A 17,941-nucleotide genomic window follows, 5' to 3' on the forward strand; every position below is an offset into this window, starting at 1 on the left:
CGGACGACTGGACGGTCGCGATCGCGTTGCCCGCATAGGTCGGGCGGGTGAAGCTGTCTTCGCTCTCGACCGACAGGATCTCGGAGATCTGCATCACGTCGAGCAGGGCTGCGACGCGCGGCGCGATATTCTTGCCGTTGGCGGTCGCAGGCGCGAGGAAGGCGTCGTGATGGCCCATCAGCTCGACGACCAGCGGTGCGACATTCTCCGGCAGCGCATTGGCATAGGCCGCGTCGTCGGCGACATGGACCTTGCCCACCCCCGCGATCTTGGCGGCCGCCTCGGCGACCCCGCCGACGCCCTGGCCGGCGACGAGCAGATGGACTTCGCCCAGCTTCGCGGCAGCGGTGACGGTGGAGAGGGTCGCGTCCTTGACCGCGCCGCCCTCATGTTCGACCCAGACCAGCGTCTTCATGCCGCGACTCCCATCGCCTTGAGTTTCGCCACCAGTTCGTCGACATCGGCGACCTTGATGCCCGCCGAGCGCTTCGGCGGCTCTTCGACCTTGAGGGTCTTGAGGCGCGGCGTGACGTCGACGCCGTAATCGGCAGGGGTCTTCTGCGCGAGCGGCTTCGACTTCGCGACCTTGAGGGTCTTGAGGCGCGGCGTGACGTCGACGCCGTAATCGGCAGGGGTCTTCTGCGCGAGCGGCTTCGACTTCGCCTTCATGATGTTCGGCAGCGACGCATAGCGCGGTTCGTTCAGCCGCAGGTCGGTGGTGACGATCGCCGGGGTCTTGAGGCTCACCGTCTCGAGCCCGCCATCGACCTCGCGGGTCACCTTGACGCTGTCACCCTCGACCTCGACCTTCGAAGCGAAGGTGCCCTGCGGACGGCCGGTCAGCGCCGCGAGCATCTGGCCGGTCTGGTTGCTGTCGTCGTCGATCGCCTGCTTGCCGAGGATGACGAGGCCGGGAGCCTCCTCCTCGACGATCTTCGCCAGCAGCTTGGCGACGCCCAGCGGCTCGACCTCACTCTCGCTGACGATCAGGATCGCGCGGTCCGCACCCATCGCCAGCGCCGTGCGCAGCGTCTCCTGCGCCTTCTGCTCGCCGATCGATACCGCGACGATCNTCTCGCTGACGATCAGGATCGCGCGGTCCGCACCCATCGCCAGCGCCGTGCGCAGCGTCTCCTGCGCCTTCTGCTCGCCGATCGATACCGCGACGATCTCGGTCGCCACGCCCTTCTCCTTCAGGCGGATAGCCTCCTCGACCGCGATCTCGTCGAACGGGTTCATCGACATCTTGACGTTCGCAAGGTCAACCCCGCTCCCGTCCATCTTCACCCGCGGCTTCACATTGTAATCGATCACCCGCTTCACGGGCACCAGGACTTTCATCGGCTGGTCGAGGAGCGTGCGGATACCTCGTCCTCAACCAGGCGGCCGAAGAATGGAAACGGGCGCCGCGCGAGTGGTTCGAGGCCCATCGACATCTTGACGTTCGCAAGGTCAACCCCGCTCCCGTCCATCTTCACCCGCGGCTTCACATTGTAATCGATCACCCGCTTCACGGGCACCAGGACTTTCATCTCTCTTCCCTTTCATGGCAGCCGCAAAGCGGCGCTCGAAGCCTATCCTCGGGGTGCGGCTTCACGTCTGCCATGACTTCGGCAAGACCCGCTATTCGAAGGAAACCGCATCGCGACCCTTGAGGCCCAGCATACTGCGGGTCTCGTCCGGCGTCGCCGGCTTGAGACCGAGTTCGTCCAGGATTGCGACGATCTTGCGGACTTGGTCGGCATTGCTTTCGGCGAGCTTGCCGGCCCCGATCCAGAGCGAATCTTCCAGTCCAACGCGAACATTTCCGCCCATCGTCGCGGCCATCGTCGCGATCGGCATCTGGCTGCGGCCCGCGCCGAGCACCGACCAGTAATAATCGTCCCCGAACAGGCGGTCCGCGGTCCGTTTCATATGGTGTACGTCCTCCGGGTGCGGACCAATGCCGCCGAGCAGGCCGAACACCGACTGGATGAGCAGTGGCCCCTTCAGGATGCCGCGATCCATGAAATGCGCTGCCGTGTACAGGTGCCCGATGTCGTAGCATTCGATCTCGAACCTGGTGTTGTTGTCGCTGCACGATTCTAGGATGTACTGGATATCCTTCAGCGTGTTGCGGAACACCCGATCGTCCGACCCGGCAAGATAGGGCTGCTCCCAATCATGTTTGAACTCCTTGAACCGCGCCAGCATCGGATACAGGCCGAAATTCATCGACCCCATGTTGAGCGATGCGATTTCCGGCTTGAGCTGCAGGGCGGGCTGCAGCCGCTCTTCGGCCAGCATCGTCGGCGCGCCGCCGGTCGTGATGTTCACGACCACGTCGGATTCGCGGTGGATGCGCGGCAGGAACTTCCGGAACAGATCGACGTCCTGGGTCGGGCGTCCGGTTTCCGGGTCACGGGCATGAAGATGCACCACCGATGCGCCCGCCGCCGCCGCCGCCAGCGCCTCGTTGGCGATCTCCTCGGGAGTTATCGGCAGATAGGGCGACATCGATGGGGTGTGGATCGACCCCGTTACCGCACAGGTGACGATGATGTTCTTTTGCTTGGCGGCCATAGCCTCTGATCCCTTACTTGATCGCGAGCGGGTTGATTGGGGAACCGACCGCGCCGGTGATCGGCAGCGCCGGGGCGCAGAACATGAACTCGTAGACGCCATCGTCCGCGCAATCGGCGGAGAGCTCGCGCAGGTTGAATATCTCGCCCATGCTGATGCCGATCATCGGAATGACGATCCAATGCCACGGCTGGTTGATTTGCGTAGGGTCGGCACTCTCGTTCGGACGCACCTCGCATCCCCAGGTGTCGAGGCAGATCGCCGCGATCTCCTTGCGATGAACCCATTCGGCGGTTTCGAAGCGGAGGCCCGGCGCAGCGCCACCGGCATAGCCGCCCCAATCGCCACGGTCGACGCAACGCTCCATGTGGCCGGTGCGGACGATGACATAGTCGCCACGCCGGATTTCGATCCCCTGGGCGGCGGCGCATTCATCGAGCTCGGCCGAACTGATCCCGTACCCATCGTCGAGATAACCGCCCTTGAAGCGGGCGACGTCGAGCAGGACGCCGCGACCGATCATCCGGTCCTTGGTCTTGTCGATGCTGTTCTTCTTCGCACCGGTGGAGTCCACGAGACGGGCGTCGTACCCATTCCACATCTGCTCGTCGAAGAAGACATGGCCCAGCGCGTCCCACTGCGTCCCGCACTGGAGCGGCATGGTCACCATGTCGTCGGCATAGCGTATGCCGTTCCAATCCTGGTTGCCGGAAACGGCGTCGGTCCCGGTCTGCAACATCGTGTGGATGGGATTGAAGCGGTTGCCCCAGCCTTTCTGCGGGCCCTGGAAATTGAAATCCATGCCCATCGAGATCACACGCCCCTTGCGGACAAGTGCAGCGGCGTTGCGGACCTCCTCCTCGCCGACGAAGTTGAGGGTGCCGACCTCGTCGTCGGGGCCCCATCGTCCCCAGTTGCGGACCTTCGCCGCCATCGCATCCAGATCGGCGCGGGTCAGGTTGCGCTCCAGGACAGGCGCGGGAATAATCGGCATCTCGGAGGGCATGCTCGCCATGTCCATTCTAGTTCCTCTTCTCGATCCATTTTCAACATCGTCAGCCAGCGGCACATCGCCGCAGCCAGGGGCGGCTTCAGGCCCCCAACACTTCGCAGCAAAATCAGCTGGTTACGGCGAATGCGCTGACAGGTCCGAAGACCGGATGCCGCGGGCCAGTGCGACCTGCGCCAAACTTGTCCCGGCTTATCGCTTGCCGCCGGGATGTCCGCCAATCTCAATCCGAGATCGGCAAAATCGCGATATCGGAACCGGATAAGGGGGATCGAGGACGCGCGGCGCCCGCCGGACATCGCGCCGCAGATTGCATGTGCGGCAGCGGCGATGCCCCATATGTCGGGGGCGCATCCGGCGTCACGAGCACGGCCAGCGGCATGTTCCAGACTGGCCGCGCTCGATGCGGAGATGTTCTAAGCGAAGCGAACAGGCGTCAGGCGTTCATGAGATACCACTGTCCACCGGCCGTGCGGTATAGCTTCGACCAATCCCGTCGGTCGCGCCTGATGATATACTCGTCGGTGTCAGCATTGTGCCCGGCCCATTCCAGCGCCCAGCCCTGAACCGCGAACTTCTCATCGCATGGCACCTCGACCACGGCCTGTCCGTCCCGGCCGACAATCTCGTAGGTCATCTTCATCCCTTTGCTGTTCGTTTGGCCATGGCCGGCATGGACAGCGGAACGGGGAGAGGGCCGAGCGTTGCAGTGCAACGCCTGCCTTCATCCGTCATTCGCGCCATCCAGCCGGCCGCGCCGGCGCAAAGCGCCGACAGGAACAGATTTGAAATATCATACGGGGATTCAAGACCGCCGGCTTGGGCGGCATCGGCAACACCGGCCGGCTTCTTCCGAATATCCCAGCTATTTCAGGGGTTGCAGCGCCTCATCTCGGAAACGGATTGGGAATATCGCAATATTCCGCCAGACGAACGCCCGAAATATTCGTAGATATGTTTCTTTGGCATGAGCGGCTGAGCAGGAGGCTTGCCTATTTCTTCAGGCCATCCATGATCAGATTGAACAAATGCCTGCGCCGCTCGACTGTCAGAGCCTCGCGATCAGTAAGCCACGCGATTGCCGACACAAGCGACATGAGGTCAGCGCCCTCCATATCGGGTCGGATGCGATCGGCGGACTGCGCCGCGCCGAGCAACCTGTCACCCGCTCTCCGCAACGAGGCACAGGCCTCATATAGCGAGGACGCCGGCTCCCGAAGCTTGTCGACCATCGATGCGGCCAGGCCCTGATGGGTCGAGGTGCTCGCCACAAGTTCGTCCACCCAGATTTCGAGCGCCTCCAGGGGGTCATGCATGCCCGCCAGAATATCGGCCCGCCGCGTCAGCTCGTCGAAACTGCTTTGCAGGATTTCCTGGAGCAGCGCGTCGCGGGTGGGAAAATGGCGATAGAGCGTGCCCAGCCCGATCCCGGCATCGCGGGCGATCTTGCGCAACGACGCCTCGGTTCCGTCCTGCGCGACAGCCGTCCGGGCGACCTGGAGTATGATCTCCCGGTTCCGCCTGGCATCCGCCCGAATCGCGGGCTGCGGCGCTAGAGCTTTCGATGCCATAGCCTTCTCTTCCGTATCGTTCCGGCAAGCCGCTCGAGCCGGAACTCCGAAAACGGAGCACCGATCGACATCAGCCGGCCGGACGATACAGAGCAAAGGACGGGGTGGCCACTTGAAAAGGACCATCCCTTCGGCGCAGGAGGTCCGTCGCCATCGGCGACCGCTCGAAACAGGTACGCCGGGGACGGTACGGCAAGACCACCCACGCCGTGAATGTCGCGGTCGAACCGTATCAGGGCAGTGTTCGCAACCCGGCGGCTTCGGCGCCTGCCACGGCGCAGATTTCGTCATTGTCGGAGAGATCGCCGGTGACGCCGATGGCGCCGAGCACGCGGCCATGGCCGTCCTCGACGATCACACCACCTGCTGCTGGCACCACCCCCGCCGCGGCGATCGCCGACAATGAAGCGACGAAGGTCGGGCGTTCGGCCGCCATTTCGCCGATCTTCCGGCTGGAAACGCCAAGATCGAGCGCCCCCGAAGCCTTTGCGATGGCGATAGCGGGCCGCAGATTCGAGCTACCGTCCTGGCGGGCAAGCGCGACGAGATGGCCGCCCGCGTCCAGGATCGCTACGGTCAGCGGCTTGAGCCGTAATTCCGCCGCACGCGCCAGCGCTCCCCCGATCACGGCCTCAGCTTGGTCGAGCGATATCATAGTCATGCCGTCTCCCTGACAGGTGGCGCCGGCACGATCGCACGGCAGCCGGCCCGACGCATCACGAGCGTCGCGCGACGGCATGCATCCACGCCGTCGCTGTGCCCATCCAAGGCTTGTCGGCCCGGGTGGCCATCAGCAACGCATCGACATGGTTGGCGCCGGCTATCTCCAGCATATCCACCGGAACGCCTTTGGCGCGCGCGACCATGACGAACTTCGCCGCCTGCGTCCGCAGATGGGCGAAATCCTCCTCCCCATAGGCGACGAGAAAGGGTGGCGCGCCCGAGCCGAGCTGAAATATCGGGCTCGCGGCCACTTCGTTGAAAACACCCTCCGGACCCAGGAAGCGGGGTCGCACGGAAGAGCCCGACCCTGGCGTAAAGTCGAACGTCGCCGAAATCGGCAGGCATCCCTTGACGCTCTGGCCGGGGATACCGCGCTGTGCCTGCCAATCCGAACGCACCGCCAACAATGCGGCCAGGTGGCCGCCCGCCGAATGCCCGCCGACAAAGAGGCGATCACGATCATAGCCATGCGTCGCCGCGAGGCGCCATGTCCTCGCGACGGCATCGGCGGCATCGTCGAAATTGGCCGGGAAGACATGGTTCGGGGCAAGCCTGTAACTGCTGCTGACCAGGGTGAAGCCCGCAGCGTTGAGCGGCGGCGCGAGAAACGCCATTTGCTCCTTATAGCCGTTGGTCCACCCTCCCCCGTGCATGAACAACAGCACGGGGCCTCCCGGCTTTTCGCAGGGAAAGACGATCAGCGACTGGCTCGGATCCGCGCCATAGGAATATTCGTCGCCTTCAATCCCTTCGGCGCGCGCCATCAGGGTTTCATGGAACCGTCGCGCGACCTCCGGCAAGGGTTCCTGCGGCGGATAGGCATCAATTCGCATGGGTCGGGCATCCTTTCGGGCCAGCGCAGCCCCCGAACATAACGCTACGATCAACGCGCCGCAGAGTGACCGCCGGCTGGTGGCTCGCGCCGCGAGGGACAACGGCCCGCTCCACCCGTCCGAAGGCCGCGCCCCCCAGCCGGCAATCAGCAGGTGCGGTCGACGATCGGATCGTGGATCGTATGGATCCATTCGCCGACATCGGCGATGTCGCCGTGGAAGATCGCTTCGCCGATGCTGATATAATGGTCGAACTGCTCCCGGAACCGGGGATCCGCAGTGTAGAGCAGGTTGAGTTCGCGCGCCGCCTTGACGGTGAGGTCGATCGTCACGTCGCCCATTTCGTCGGGGGCGACCCCAGGGCGATAGGACGGTTCGCCATTCTTGATTTCGAACCGGAAACCCTTGATCAGTCCGGGCGCCAGTTCCTCGCTATCGATATAGCGCTCGACGAACGACACGGTGTGGCCGGGGGGAAGATCGGCGTTGCGGACGGCATCGCACAGGATGGTCCCCAACATGTCAAACCACTCGGCGCTGCCCTGGGTAAATTTCGTGGTCGTATTCATAGCCGTTCCTTCCAAGATCATGGTTGCTTGCGCAGCGGTCACCGGCGCGAGAAGCTGCCCGCCTCCCGCTCCGGTGCACGCCCGGTTCAGTTGGTGATGGCCATGCCATCCATAGCCCCGGACGCCCGCCAGTCGCCGAGGATCACCTGGAACGCCTTCAGGCCCGGCGCATATTGGTCATAGGGGAAGGTCGCGACGGTCTCTTTGAACTTACCCTCGTTGTTGTAATAGCCGGGGGTGCAGCTTTCGAGAAAAGCGTCGTTGAACCCGGCGAAAGACCTGATGGTGCTGACCCAGGCATCTTCGCCTTCTTGCGTCGCCTCGATCACGGCATCGTCGCCGATCCTGCGCGTCGCGGCGACGATATGCGCGACGTGCTCCGTGATCGCGGCTGCGACGGCGCAGAAGTTCCACGAAGCGCCGACCTGCGTCCATCCGGCGATGAAGAAATTGGGGAAGTTGTGGACGGAATGGCCATGGAACGTCCGCATGCCCTGTTCCCAATAATCGAACAGATCGAGGCCGTCCTTGCCAAACACGCCGAAGCCATATTTGCGCCGGAACGTGCCGCTCACCTCGTAACCGGTCGCGTAGATGATGCAGTCGACTTCATATTCCTGGCCGTTGGCGACGATCCCCTTCTTCGTGATCCGCTCGACGCCACGCGTTCCGCTGACGTCGACCAGGGTTACGTTCGGACGAGCGAAGGTCGGCAGATAGTCGTCGTTGAAGCAAGGCCGCTTGCAGAATTGCGCGTACCAGGGTTTCAGCGCTTCGGCGGTATCAGGATCGGAAACGAACTGATCGACCCGGGCGCGGATCTCGCTCATTTTTTCGAAGTCAGCATATTCGAGCCGGGCCTTGCGCTCGGCCACGGCGTCCTTGTCCGCCTGGTCGACGGCGCCGATCACATGGACGATCGGCACCTTGCGGAAGATCTCGGTCCAGCCATCGCTGACCAGGTCGACCTCGAAAGGCTCACCGCGCACCACACTGTCGAAATTGTCGCTGCGCGCCTGTTTCCAACCGGGTGCGAGCGATTTGATCCAGTCCGGGTCGGTCGGCTTGTTGCCCCGCACGTCGATCGACGACGGCGTCCGCTGGAAGACATAGAGATGCTCGGCCCACTTGCCGACATGGGGAATCGCCTGGACCGCGGTCGCGCCCGTCCCGATCACAGCAACCTTCTTGTCGGAAAGCTTGGTGAGGTTTCCGCCGTGATCGCCGCCGGTATAGGCATAATCCCACCGGCCCGTGTGGAAGCTGTGCCCTTCGAACTCGTCGAAGCCCGGAATGTCGGGGAGCCGCAGCCGCGAAAATGGCCCGATGCAGCAGATGAAGAAACGAGCCTTGATCGTGTCGCCGCGATTGGTGCTGACGATCCACCGCTTGCTCGTCTCGTCCCAGTCGATCCTCTCGACCCGGGTCTGGAACACGGCTTTCTCGTAAAGTCCGTATTTTCTGGCGATCCGCTGGGCATGCTCGTGCATTTCCGGGGCGTAGGAGTATTTTTCCTTCGGGATGTAGCCTGTTTCCTCGAGCAGCGGGATATAGACATAGCTCTCGATGTCGCACTGCGCGCCGGGATAGCGGTTCCAGTACCATGTCCCGCCGAAGTCCGCGCCGTCGTCGATGATCCGGATGTCGTCGACGCCCTGCTCCGCCAACCGGACGGAGGCCAGCAAACCGGTCCACCCGCCGCCCAGGATCAGCACCTCGACTTCGTCGGTGAGGGGAGCACGGTCCTTGACCCCGTCGGCGAAGGGGTCATGGGTGATGAATCTTTCGTGGCTGCCGACCGGGGCCATATATTGGGCTTCGCCATCCGGACGAATACGCTTGTCGCGCTCATAGTCATATTTGGCGCGGAGGGCCTTGATATCCAGGGTCTTCACCTGATTGTCAGACATATCCTAATCTCCACATTCTAACCTGGGCGGCCCGCCCTGCCGGTTGACGCGGTGGCATCAGCCGCACTTTGGCGGCCTGGCCCGGCGTCCTCGCCTCGATCGCTTTTCGGTGCTCTCCCGCTTGGGAAAACACCTCCCCTTCGGTTGGCACGACCAATACGGAGCACTGCTCCGTTTGTCAAGATATTCGTCTTCGCGGGTTCGGTTACAAATGGTTTCTGGAAGGAGCGGCCATGACCGCCCATCGTTGCAAAACCGCTCCTTCCCGCCCTCTTCCTAGAATTTGTACCCGACGGTGAAATCGATGGTGCGCGGCGCCTCGAGATAACCCGAGATCAGGCCGCCCACGAACGGCGTTCCCGCGAAACCATTGGTCAGCAAGACCTTGTTACCAAGATTCTTCGCATTGATGCTGGCGGTGAGGTGGCCATCCTTATGCTCGTAATTGAGCGACGCGTTGAAGCGCGTATGCGCCCGGACCGCACCGACCGGGTCGGTGTTGAACTGGGTGATGTACATCTTGCTCTTGTACGCCGCTTCGCCGCGCAGGGTGAACTCGCCGATATCGGACGAGAAGGTATAGGCCGCGCCCAGCCGTCCCGAAATCCGGGGTGCCTGCGGCAGGCGGTTACCCTTGAGATCGAAGCCGTTCAGAAAACCGGTGCTGCCGAGGTTGGGGACCAGCGTCACGCCGTCGCCGCCGGGCCGTAGCTGATCATATGCCTTGTAATTGTCATAGGTGGCATGAAGCCATGAGCCGCTCAGGTCGAACTGCAGCTCCGGGACGGGACGCGCCACCAGCTCGGTCTCGACACCATAGATTTTCGCGGTCGCGGCGTTTTCCAGATAGGTCTGGGTGGGCAGGCCGTTATAAGCCTGCACATCCTTGTAGTTATAATAAAAGCCGGCGACGTTGGCACGCAGACGGCCGTCCATCAGCGTGCTCTTGACGCCCAGTTCGAAGTCATCGAGCTTTTCCGGCCGGACCGCATCCTGCACGACGCCCAGGTTGAACGTGCCGCTCTTGAAGCCCCGCGTGTAGGAAGCGTAGAGCAGCGTCTGCGGGGTCACCTGATAATCGACGCCCAGTTTGGGCGTGAAGGCCTTGAACGTCTCCTTCGGCCGGCACGTGACGCCAGTGCCGGCATAACCGATCGTCGGCAGCCCCTTCCCGCACTGAATTGCGAACGTCGCCGGCTTGTCGAACAGCTTCGAATAATCAAACGGGGTGGCGAGATCGAAATTGTTCTGGTTGATCAGACCCTTGGTTTCGATGCTGTAGCGCCCTCCGACGGTCACGCTCAATTCGTCGGTGAACTTTCGCGTATATTGGCCGAATATCGCATAGGCATCGGTCGTCACCCGCGATCCGGAATATAGGCCCCGCGCATTGGTGGCCGGCACTGCTCCGGCAAACACCGTGCTGAACGCGCTGACCTCCCGGCCATCGTCCTTTTCGTGGAAATAATAGCCGCCGATGATCCAGTTGGCATGATCATCCTGGCCAACAAGCTGCAGTTCCTGGCTGAACTGATTGGCATCGTCGGAGATGCCAAAGGGCGAGACAAGCGGCGCGCTCGTCAGATCGATGTCGCCCACCGATACCGATTGGGAACGGCGGTAGCCGCTGATCGACCGCAACGTGACCGATCCGAGTTCCAGACTGACCGTAGAACCGAAACCCCAGAAGCGCGTGCGCAAGGACGGATCCACGTCCTGTGAAACATTGCGCAGCTTGCTTGCCGCCAGCCCAGGCACGAAGGGCGTCCCGAAGATCGAGGACTGCGTGCCGAAGATCGGCCCGCCGGTCACCGAACCCTGCAGATGGATCGCCGCGTTGGAGCGGGCGCGGGAATAATCACCTTCGAGGAGGACCGTCAGGTTCTCAGTGGGCAGGATCTTGATTTTGCCGCGGATCGCCCGTTCGTTATTGTCATCGATATCGCGGCCAGTCGCCTCGTTGATGCCATAGCCGTCGCGATGATCCCAGCGCCCGGCGAGGCGGACCTGCACCTTTTCGGAGAGCGGACCGCTCACGGCGGATTCGAGATTCAGGTGATTATAATTTCCGTAGGTCGCCTGAGCGAAGCCCGAAAGATTCGCGGTGGGATCGGCAGTGATGATGTTGATCGAACCGCCGCTCGCGTTCCGGCCGTACAGCGTACCCTGTGCACCGCGCAGGACCTCGACGCGCTGGACATCGAAGAAGCTGCTGAGCACTGCGGCGGGGCGACCATAATAGACGCCGTCGACATGGAATGCGACCGGGCTTTCGGTGCCCGCATTGATCGCGCTCAGCGTGACGCCGCGCAGCGTCACATTGGCGACGCCATAGAATTGGCCAAGCTGGAGGCTCGGCACGCTCTGGACGACGGCCGAAATGGTCGAGATGCCCGCGGTCCGCAGCGTCTCCCCGCCAAGGGCGGTGATCGCCAACGGGGTCTTCTGCACCGATTCCGAACGCTTCTGGGCGGTGACGATGATGTCGCCGATACCCTGCTCGTCGGCCGCCGGCTGCGGAGCCGACGCCTGCGCATGAACCTGCGGGGAGGCGATCGCCCCCAACGCAATCCCGCACATCCAGGCGGTCACCTTCCGCGCGGCGCGACCTTGCAACGGCATGTTGTTAGAATAGCTCATCTACCACTCCTCCCCTTATTCCGCGGCTTGATGCCGGTTTGTCGCCCTATGTTTATCCGGGATGGCTCCGGCGCTCTAATCTCAGTCCAGCATCACCCCCATCTTGCGCGGGCGATCGATGACGGGAGCCGGGCATCGTCGGGCGGTCACCAGCGCCCGGCCGCGCCCCACAGAGACCGCGATAGTTTCCGGCAAACAAAATGCCCGTGCGACGCGCCGGGCGGAGCGGCGCAGAACGTGCAGGGGGCCGGGGCCGCACGGTGGGCGGCGGGGCCGCGAACGGCGCGTGGCCGCCATGCCCTGCAAGCTGCGGCGGCCGGCCCGCGCGCCACGCGCGCGGGCCGGATAGGATGGGGCGTTGCTACTCGGCGGTCCATCCGCCGTCGACGACGATGCTTGTGCCGGTCACCAGCGCGCTCGCATCGGACGCCAGGAAGAGCGCCGCGCCCATGATGTCCTCGACCCTTCCGATCCGGCCGAGCTTGATTTTGGCGAGCACGCTTTCGCGGAAGGCTTCGTTCTCGAAGAAGGGCTTCGTCATCGGCGTCTCGATGAAGGTCGGGGCAATCGTGTTGGACCGGATCCCGTGCGGCGCCAGATCAAGCGCGAAGCTTTTGTTCATACCCTCGATCGCCCATTTGGAAGCACAATAGAGCGAACGGTTCGGCCCGCCCACATGCCCCATCTGACTGCCGATGTGGATCAGGCTCCCCTCTTGACCTTCAGCGATCATCCGTTTCGCGCAGCCTTGCGCAACGAAGAAGGCAGACCTGATGTTGAGGTCGAGGACCGCGTCGAAATCGGCTGGGGTAACGTCCCACATCGCCTTCGGCCGGTTGGTGCCCGCATTATTGACCAATATGTGAAAGGCGGGCCGGCCGGCGAAGAAGGCATCGACCGCCGCCAGATCCGAAACGTCGAGGCAGACGGCTTCCGCCTGGCCCCCGGCATCGCGGATCGCGACCGCCCCCGCTTCGATCTCGGCGGCGGTGCGCGCCGCAAGCGTCACGGTCGCGCCCGCCTCCGCAAGCGCAGCGGCGAGCGCAAGGCCGATGCCGCGCCCCGCCCCGGTCACCAGTGCGCGACGGCCATCGAGGCGGAAGCTGGGTGTCGTGGGCAGGATCATATCATTCGGCCGCGACCAGAGGCTCGGCCCGGCCCGCATAGGGGACGTCGCGATGGCCGTACCGGCGGACACGGATATTGGCCTGCTCGCCGTGGCCGGCGAAGCCTTCGAGCGCGCAAAGGCGGCTGCAATATTCGCCGATCATCGCCGACGCCTCATCGGTCAGGATACGCTGATAGGTGCAGGTCTTCAGGAACTTACCCACCCAGAGACCGCCCGTGTAGCGCGCCGCCTTCTTCGTCGGCAGGGTGTGGTTGGTGCCGATCACCTTGTCGCCATAGCTGACGTTCGTCCGGCTACCGAGGAACAACGCGCCATAATTCGTCATATTCTCGAGGAAATAGCCGGGATCGCGGGTCATTACCTGGACATGCTCCGACGCGATCTCATCGGCGATCCGGAGCATTTCCTCGTCATTTTCCGCAACGATCACCTCTCCATAGCTGTGCCATGCCTTGCGGGCATGCTCGGCGGTGGGAAGGATTTCGAGCAGCCGCTCGATCTCCGCCATCGTATCCCGCGCCAGCTTTTCCGAGGTCGTCAGGAGCACGGCAGGACTGTCGGGGCCATGCTCGGCCTGGCCGAGCAGGTCCGTCGCGGCGAGTTCGCCGTCGCAGCCGATCTCGTCGGCGATCACCAGCGTCTCGGTCGGCCCTGCGAACAGGTCGATGCCGACCCGGCCGAAAAGCTGGCGCTTGGCCTCGGCGACGAACGCGTTGCCGGGCCCGACGAGGATGTCGACCGGCGCGATCGACGGCGTGCCGATGCCCATCGCCGCGACCGCCTGAATGCCACCCAGGCAATATATCTCGTCAGCGCCAGCCATGGCCTGAGCCGCGACGATCGCGGGTGCCGGCTTGCCGTTGAACGGCGGCGCGCACGTCGCCACCCGCGGCACGCCCGCCACCTTCGCGGTGATCACGCTCATATGCGCCGACGCGAGCAGCGGGTATTTGCCGCCGGGCACGTAGCAACCTGCCGCGTTCAGCGGAATGTTGCGATGACCCAGCACGACGCCGGGCAGCGTCTCGACCTCGACGTCCTTCATGCTGTCACGCTGGATTTGGGCGAAATTCCGCACCTGCGTCTGCGCGAACTCGATATCCTTGAGGTCCTGCCCGCTCAGCTGATCCATGCAATCCTGGATTTCGGATGGGGTCAGGCGGTAGGATTCCCGGTCCCATTTGTCGAACCTGATCGAAAGCTCGCGCACCGCGACATCGCCGCGGGCCTCGATGTCGGCAAGGATGCCCTCGACCGTATCCCGTACCGAGCGATCACGATCGGCCTTTGCCTCAGCCGTTGCGCCACGCTTTAGATAGACTGCCATATCTGACTCCTTGCATACGTATGCAAAACATAGCCCGATCGAAAGGAAGGTCAAGCCGAGTCGCGCAGAATCAGTTTTCCCGGGACGATCACACTGGCCCGCCCGCCATCTTCGCCGGTGATGAAGGCAACGGCGTGGGCGACCATTTTCTCGACAGGCTGGGAATAGGTCGTCAGCGAAAAGCTGGGCCAGCCGGCCATCGGAATATCGTCGAACCCGGCCACCGAGCAGCTTGTTCCCGGCTCGATTCCGAACTCGCTCCGCAGGGTTTCGATCGTCGCGATGGCCATCATGTCGTTGGCGCAGAAGACGGCGTCGGGCCGGTCGGACGGCGAAGCGAACAGCTCGCGCGTCGCGGCGATTGCGCCTTCCCTGCTGTAATTGCCCGCGACTCGGCGCGGCGCGGGGAGTCCGGCCCGTACGAGCGCCGCCAGAAAGGCGGCCTCGCGCTGACGGCTGGTCGAACTGTCCTCGTAACCGGCCATGAAAGCGATCCGCCGCCGCCCGGTCGCGGCGAAATGCGTGGCGATCGCAGCCGCACCGGCCCGATTGTCGCCCGTGACCGCAAAGGCGGCGTGATCCCCCTCGGTGGTGCGATTGAACATCACCACGGGGATATTGGACCGCGCGCATTCCGCGGCCAGCTTGGAGGAAAGATTGACGGCCATTAGGATCACCGCACTGACCTGATAGCTCAGCAGCTCGGCGACCTGTTCATCGACGGTCGCATTGGTCTGCGCCGTGAACAGCAACATGCGCAGGCCTCGTCTCGCGAAGCTGTCCGAGAAGCATTCCAGCGCTTGCGCGAAAAAGGGGTTTTCGAACTGCCCGAATACGACTCCGACGACTTTGGAGCTGCCCTTGATCAGCGATCGGGCGAGAATGTTGGGGCGGTAGCCGAGCTGGTCGGCGGCGGCGATGATCCGCCGGCGCTTCTCGGCGGAGATGCTGGCGCCCTCGGTAAAGGCGCGGGACACGGCAGACTGCGAAACGCCGGCAAGACGCGCGACGTCATGCGCGGTGGGGTTCCGAAAGGAGTTGTCAGTCATATGCTGACTTCTATCGGTATCGATCGGCGCGGCAACCCGCTCTGGACCCTCCGCCGACCGCTGCCGGGTCCTTCAGACCATATAGGCGATAGGCATAGGAAATTGCCTATAGATCGTATAAATTTTAACGCCCTAGTCCTGCGGTTCCCACAGGATTAATTCTCCGCCCCGCAACAGCGGCCGAACGCTCCAGTGCCTCGAGCAGTCGCCGCGAGCACGGCGCCGGCGCAGCGAAAGCTGCGACAGCGCCAGTATGGATCAGCTAGAAAAGCAGAATGGGAGGGGAAAGATGAACAACCGCGAACCTATAGCGAGACGCCTCACCGGTGGCGCGCCGATACGCCTGGCGCTGCTGCTGTGCTCAGGCCTCACACCGCTCCCCGCCCTGGCGCAGGGCGCGGCCGGCGGCGCCCCCGCGGCGGCCGAGGCCAGCGCCCCGGCCGACGAACAGTTGCAGGACATCGTTGTGACCGCGCAGCGCCGCGAGCAGAAGCTCCAGGACGTTCCCGTGTCGATCACGGCCTATGGCGGCCCCGCGCTGCAGGCGAGTGGCGTCTCCACCGTCAAGGAACTCACGATGGTCGATCCGTCGCTGAATATTCCGCAGGTGGTCGGCGTCTATCTCCCCTTCCTGCGCGGCATCGGCAACGCGGCCGGCGGCAATCTCGGCAACGAGTCGAGCGTGCCGGTCTATATCGACGATCTCTATTATACGCGTCTCTCGACCGCCTATCTCGCGATCAACAGCGTGGAGCGGGTGGAAGTCCTCAAGGGGCCGCAGGGCACGCTGTTCGGACGCAACTCGTCAGGCGGCGCGATCCAGATGTTCACCAAGGATCCCGGCCAGCGGACCGAAGTGAATGCGACGCTCGGCTATGCGAACTATCAACGGTGGAGCGGCCAGTTCTACGCTTCCACCCCGCTCACCGACACCCTGTCCTGGAATATCTCGGCAGCCGGCACCGATCAACGTGACGGCTGGGGCAAGAGCCTGGCGACGGGCCGCGACATCTTCACGGAGAAGTTCGCGACGATCCGCTCCAAGCTGCTCTGGGAACCCGGCGACGACACCCGGGTGAAGCTCGTCGGCTTCTATGCCTATAGCAAGGGCGATATCGGCATGGTCAACGACCGGCATAGCGGGACATATGCGTCGTCCGCCGCCATCGTCGCCCCTGGCTATCCGAACCCGCCGGTGCGCCTGCCATCGCTCGCCGACGTGCCGGGTGATCACTTCTACGACACGCGCAACGACCTGCCGCAATTCGCGCGCGCGGAAGGCTATGGCGGATCGCTCCGCATCGATCAGGGGCTCGGTTTCGCCGATCTGGTCTCGATCACCGGTTTCCGCAACTCGAAGGAGCTGATCCGTCTCGACGCGGACATCACCTCGCAGAATCTGCTCAACGGCGACCTGAAGAGCGCAGATAAGCAGCTTACCCAGGAATTCCAGCTCAAGTCGACGCGCGGCAGCCGCATCGAATGGATCCTGGGCGCCTATTATCTGCACAGCATGGTGAAATATAATCCGATCACCTTATATGGCGACGCCTTCGGCGCTGCCCGGATCGAGATCCGGTCGAAGCAGATCATCGACAGCTATTCGGCCTTCGGCCAGGCGACGGCGCCGATCCTCGAGAACACCAACCTGACGCTCGGATTGCGCTACAATATCGATGATCTGAAGGGGACGTCACCCACCTATCGCGACACCAAGCAGTTCAAGAAACTGACCTGGAAAGGCGCCATCGATCATCACTTCAGCGACGACGTGATGGGTTATGCGTCGATCAGCCGGGGCTACAAGTCGGGAGCCTTCAAAACCTTCCCGCTGGATGCGCCTCCCGCGCTTCCCGAGGTCATCGACTCCTATGAAGTGGGCCTGAAGACCGAGCTGTTCGATCGCCGCGTGCGCCTCAACGGTGCCCTGTTCTGGAACGACATCAAGAATCCGCAGGTGCTCGCCGTCGACGTCCAGGGCCTGATCCCCGGCATCATCCTGACCAATGCGCAAAAGGCACGGATCAAGGGCGGCGAGATCGGGATCGAAGCGGTTCCCACGCGCGGGCTCACCCTGCGGGGCGCGGCGACCTATCTCGATGGCAAATATGTCCGCTACATCAATGCGCCCTTCTATTGTCTCAACGGCACCTCGATCACGGGGCCGTCGACTGCGCAGAGCGGCGGCCCCTGCCCCGTGCCCGCCGATGGCGCGAGCGGGAACCGCCTGCCGAACGTCGCAAAGTGGAGCTTCAATGCCGGCGCCAATTACAAGATGGACAGCAGCATTGGCGAATGGGTGGGCGACGTCAGCCTGTCCTACACCGGCCGCTTCGCCTGGAACCCGGATAATTTCGTGTTCGAGAAGGCGGTGACGCTGGTGAACGCCTCGCTCAACTTCACCCCGGCCTCGCTCGAATGGCTGACGGTGGGCGTGTGGGGCAAGAACCTGGGCAATGTGAAATATTATTCGGTCACCCAGGAATCGGTCGGACCGGCCGGCACCGCAGGCTTCCAGTCGGGTGCTGCCGCGCCGCGCACCTATGGCGCTACGGTATCGTTCAAGTTCTGATCGACGAGCGGGCGCCAGGATGTTTTTCCGGCGCCCGCAAACCTTGT

General features: G+C 63.4%; 14 protein-coding genes and 3 pseudogenes. 1 reads left to right on the forward strand and 16 read right to left on the reverse strand.

The features are described from left to right. From ASE00_RS24110 to ASE00_RS17750, 16 genes and pseudogenes are all read right to left on the reverse strand, one after another. Positions 1-415 (reverse strand): annotated as a pseudogene (locus ASE00_RS24110) (electron transfer flavoprotein subunit alpha/FixB family protein); the annotation flags it as partial. Next, positions 412-1,072 (reverse strand): electron transfer flavoprotein subunit beta/FixA family protein (locus ASE00_RS17685; RefSeq protein WP_235538727.1); only part of this gene is annotated, 661 nt, incomplete at its 5' end. The pseudogene ASE00_RS24110 and the gene ASE00_RS17685, both read right to left, overlap by 4 nt. 1 nt (position 1,073) lies before the next feature. Beyond that, positions 1,074-1,341, reverse strand: a pseudogene (locus ASE00_RS24115) (electron transfer flavoprotein subunit beta/FixA family protein); the annotation flags it as partial. Between the two features lie 86 nt (positions 1,342-1,427). Continuing rightward, positions 1,428-1,532, reverse strand: a pseudogene (locus ASE00_RS23615) (electron transfer flavoprotein subunit beta/FixA family protein); the annotation flags it as partial. A gap of 91 nt (positions 1,533-1,623) precedes the next feature. Further along, positions 1,624-2,562 (reverse strand): 3-keto-5-aminohexanoate cleavage protein, encoded by a 939-nt coding sequence (locus ASE00_RS17695; protein ID WP_056382797.1) that lies wholly within the window; start codon positions 2,560-2,562, stop codon positions 1,624-1,626. A gap of 13 nt (positions 2,563-2,575) precedes the next feature. Further along, a complete protein-coding gene (locus ASE00_RS17700) occupies positions 2,576-3,577 on the reverse strand; it encodes a cyclase family protein (protein WP_200957961.1) in 1,002 nt (333 codons plus the stop codon). Positions 3,578-4,007: 430 nt separating this feature from the next. Next, positions 4,008-4,208, reverse strand: coding sequence for a hypothetical protein (locus ASE00_RS17705; protein WP_156405502.1), 201 nt, complete (start codon positions 4,206-4,208; stop codon positions 4,008-4,010). 355 nt (positions 4,209-4,563) lie between these two features. After that, entirely contained in the window at positions 4,564-5,142 is a 579-nt protein-coding gene (locus ASE00_RS17710) for a TetR/AcrR family transcriptional regulator (RefSeq protein ID WP_200957962.1), read from the reverse strand. A gap of 232 nt (positions 5,143-5,374) precedes the next feature. Continuing rightward, complete coding sequence (locus tag ASE00_RS17715; RefSeq protein WP_056382801.1) at positions 5,375-5,803, reverse strand: GlcG/HbpS family heme-binding protein; 429 nt, start codon at positions 5,801-5,803, stop codon at positions 5,375-5,377. A gap of 55 nt (positions 5,804-5,858) precedes the next feature. Continuing rightward, positions 5,859-6,698, reverse strand: coding sequence for an alpha/beta hydrolase (locus tag ASE00_RS17720; RefSeq protein WP_056382803.1), 840 nt, complete (start codon positions 6,696-6,698; stop codon positions 5,859-5,861). A gap of 146 nt (positions 6,699-6,844) precedes the next feature. Continuing rightward, on the reverse strand, positions 6,845-7,267 hold the full coding sequence (locus ASE00_RS17725) for a hypothetical protein (RefSeq protein ID WP_200957963.1): 423 nt from the start codon (positions 7,265-7,267) through the stop codon (positions 6,845-6,847). 86 nt (positions 7,268-7,353) lie between these two features. After that, entirely contained in the window at positions 7,354-9,177 is a 1,824-nt protein-coding gene (locus ASE00_RS17730) for a flavin-containing monooxygenase (protein WP_056382806.1), read from the reverse strand. 276 nt (positions 9,178-9,453) lie between these two features. Then, a complete protein-coding gene (locus ASE00_RS17735) occupies positions 9,454-11,817 on the reverse strand; it encodes a TonB-dependent receptor (RefSeq protein WP_056382808.1) in 2,364 nt (787 codons plus the stop codon). Between the two features lie 361 nt (positions 11,818-12,178). Then, positions 12,179-12,943: an SDR family NAD(P)-dependent oxidoreductase gene (locus ASE00_RS17740; protein ID WP_056383359.1), complete on the reverse strand. Its 765-nt coding sequence runs from the start codon at positions 12,941-12,943 to the stop codon at positions 12,179-12,181. A 1-nt stretch (position 12,944) separates the two neighbouring features. After that, positions 12,945-14,273: a histidinol dehydrogenase gene (hisD, locus tag ASE00_RS17745; protein ID WP_056382811.1), complete on the reverse strand. Its 1,329-nt coding sequence runs from the start codon at positions 14,271-14,273 to the stop codon at positions 12,945-12,947. 50 nt (positions 14,274-14,323) lie between these two features. Further along, positions 14,324-15,322, reverse strand: a complete 999-nt coding sequence (locus tag ASE00_RS17750; RefSeq protein WP_056382813.1) for a LacI family DNA-binding transcriptional regulator — start codon at positions 15,320-15,322, stop codon at positions 14,324-14,326. Between the two features lie 289 nt (positions 15,323-15,611). On the opposite strand from ASE00_RS17750, the gene ASE00_RS17755 reads away from it, so the two are divergent. Next, the gene (locus tag ASE00_RS17755; protein WP_056382814.1) at positions 15,612-17,894 is read left to right on the forward strand and encodes a TonB-dependent receptor; all 2,283 of its coding nucleotides are present in this window, start codon (positions 15,612-15,614) and stop codon (positions 17,892-17,894) included. The last annotated feature ends 47 nt before the right edge of the window (positions 17,895-17,941 follow it).

Source organism: Sphingomonas sp. Root710 (assembly GCF_001429065.1).
In the GTDB taxonomy this organism is placed as follows: domain Bacteria; phylum Pseudomonadota; class Alphaproteobacteria; order Sphingomonadales; family Sphingomonadaceae; genus Rhizorhabdus.

Coding starts and splice junctions, on each gene's coding strand:
- ASE00_RS17755 (WP_056382814.1), top strand. CDS start 15,612: ATGAACAACCGCGAACCTATAGCGAGACGCCTCACCGGTGGCGCGCCG.
- ASE00_RS17705 (WP_156405502.1), bottom strand. CDS start 4,208: ATGACCTACGAGATTGTCGGCCGGGACGGACAGGCCGTGGTCGAGGTG.
- ASE00_RS17750 (WP_056382813.1), bottom strand. CDS start 15,322: ATGACTGACAACTCCTTTCGGAACCCCACCGCGCATGACGTCGCGCGT.
- ASE00_RS17700 (WP_200957961.1), bottom strand. CDS start 3,577: ATGGCGAGCATGCCCTCCGAGATGCCGATTATTCCCGCGCCTGTCCTG.
- hisD (WP_056382811.1), bottom strand. CDS start 14,273: ATGGCAGTCTATCTAAAGCGTGGCGCAACGGCTGAGGCAAAGGCCGAT.
- ASE00_RS17710 (WP_200957962.1), bottom strand. CDS start 5,142: ATGGCATCGAAAGCTCTAGCGCCGCAGCCCGCGATTCGGGCGGATGCC.
- ASE00_RS17695 (WP_056382797.1), bottom strand. CDS start 2,562: ATGGCCGCCAAGCAAAAGAACATCATCGTCACCTGTGCGGTAACGGGG.
- ASE00_RS17720 (WP_056382803.1), bottom strand. CDS start 6,698: ATGCGAATTGATGCCTATCCGCCGCAGGAACCCTTGCCGGAGGTCGCG.
- ASE00_RS17730 (WP_056382806.1), bottom strand. CDS start 9,177: ATGTCTGACAATCAGGTGAAGACCCTGGATATCAAGGCCCTCCGCGCC.
- ASE00_RS17735 (WP_056382808.1), bottom strand. CDS start 11,817: ATGAGCTATTCTAACAACATGCCGTTGCAAGGTCGCGCCGCGCGGAAG.
- ASE00_RS17715 (WP_056382801.1), bottom strand. CDS start 5,803: ATGACTATGATATCGCTCGACCAAGCTGAGGCCGTGATCGGGGGAGCG.
- ASE00_RS17740 (WP_056383359.1), bottom strand. CDS start 12,943: ATGATCCTGCCCACGACACCCAGCTTCCGCCTCGATGGCCGTCGCGCA.
- ASE00_RS17725 (WP_200957963.1), bottom strand. CDS start 7,267: ATGAATACGACCACGAAATTTACCCAGGGCAGCGCCGAGTGGTTTGAC.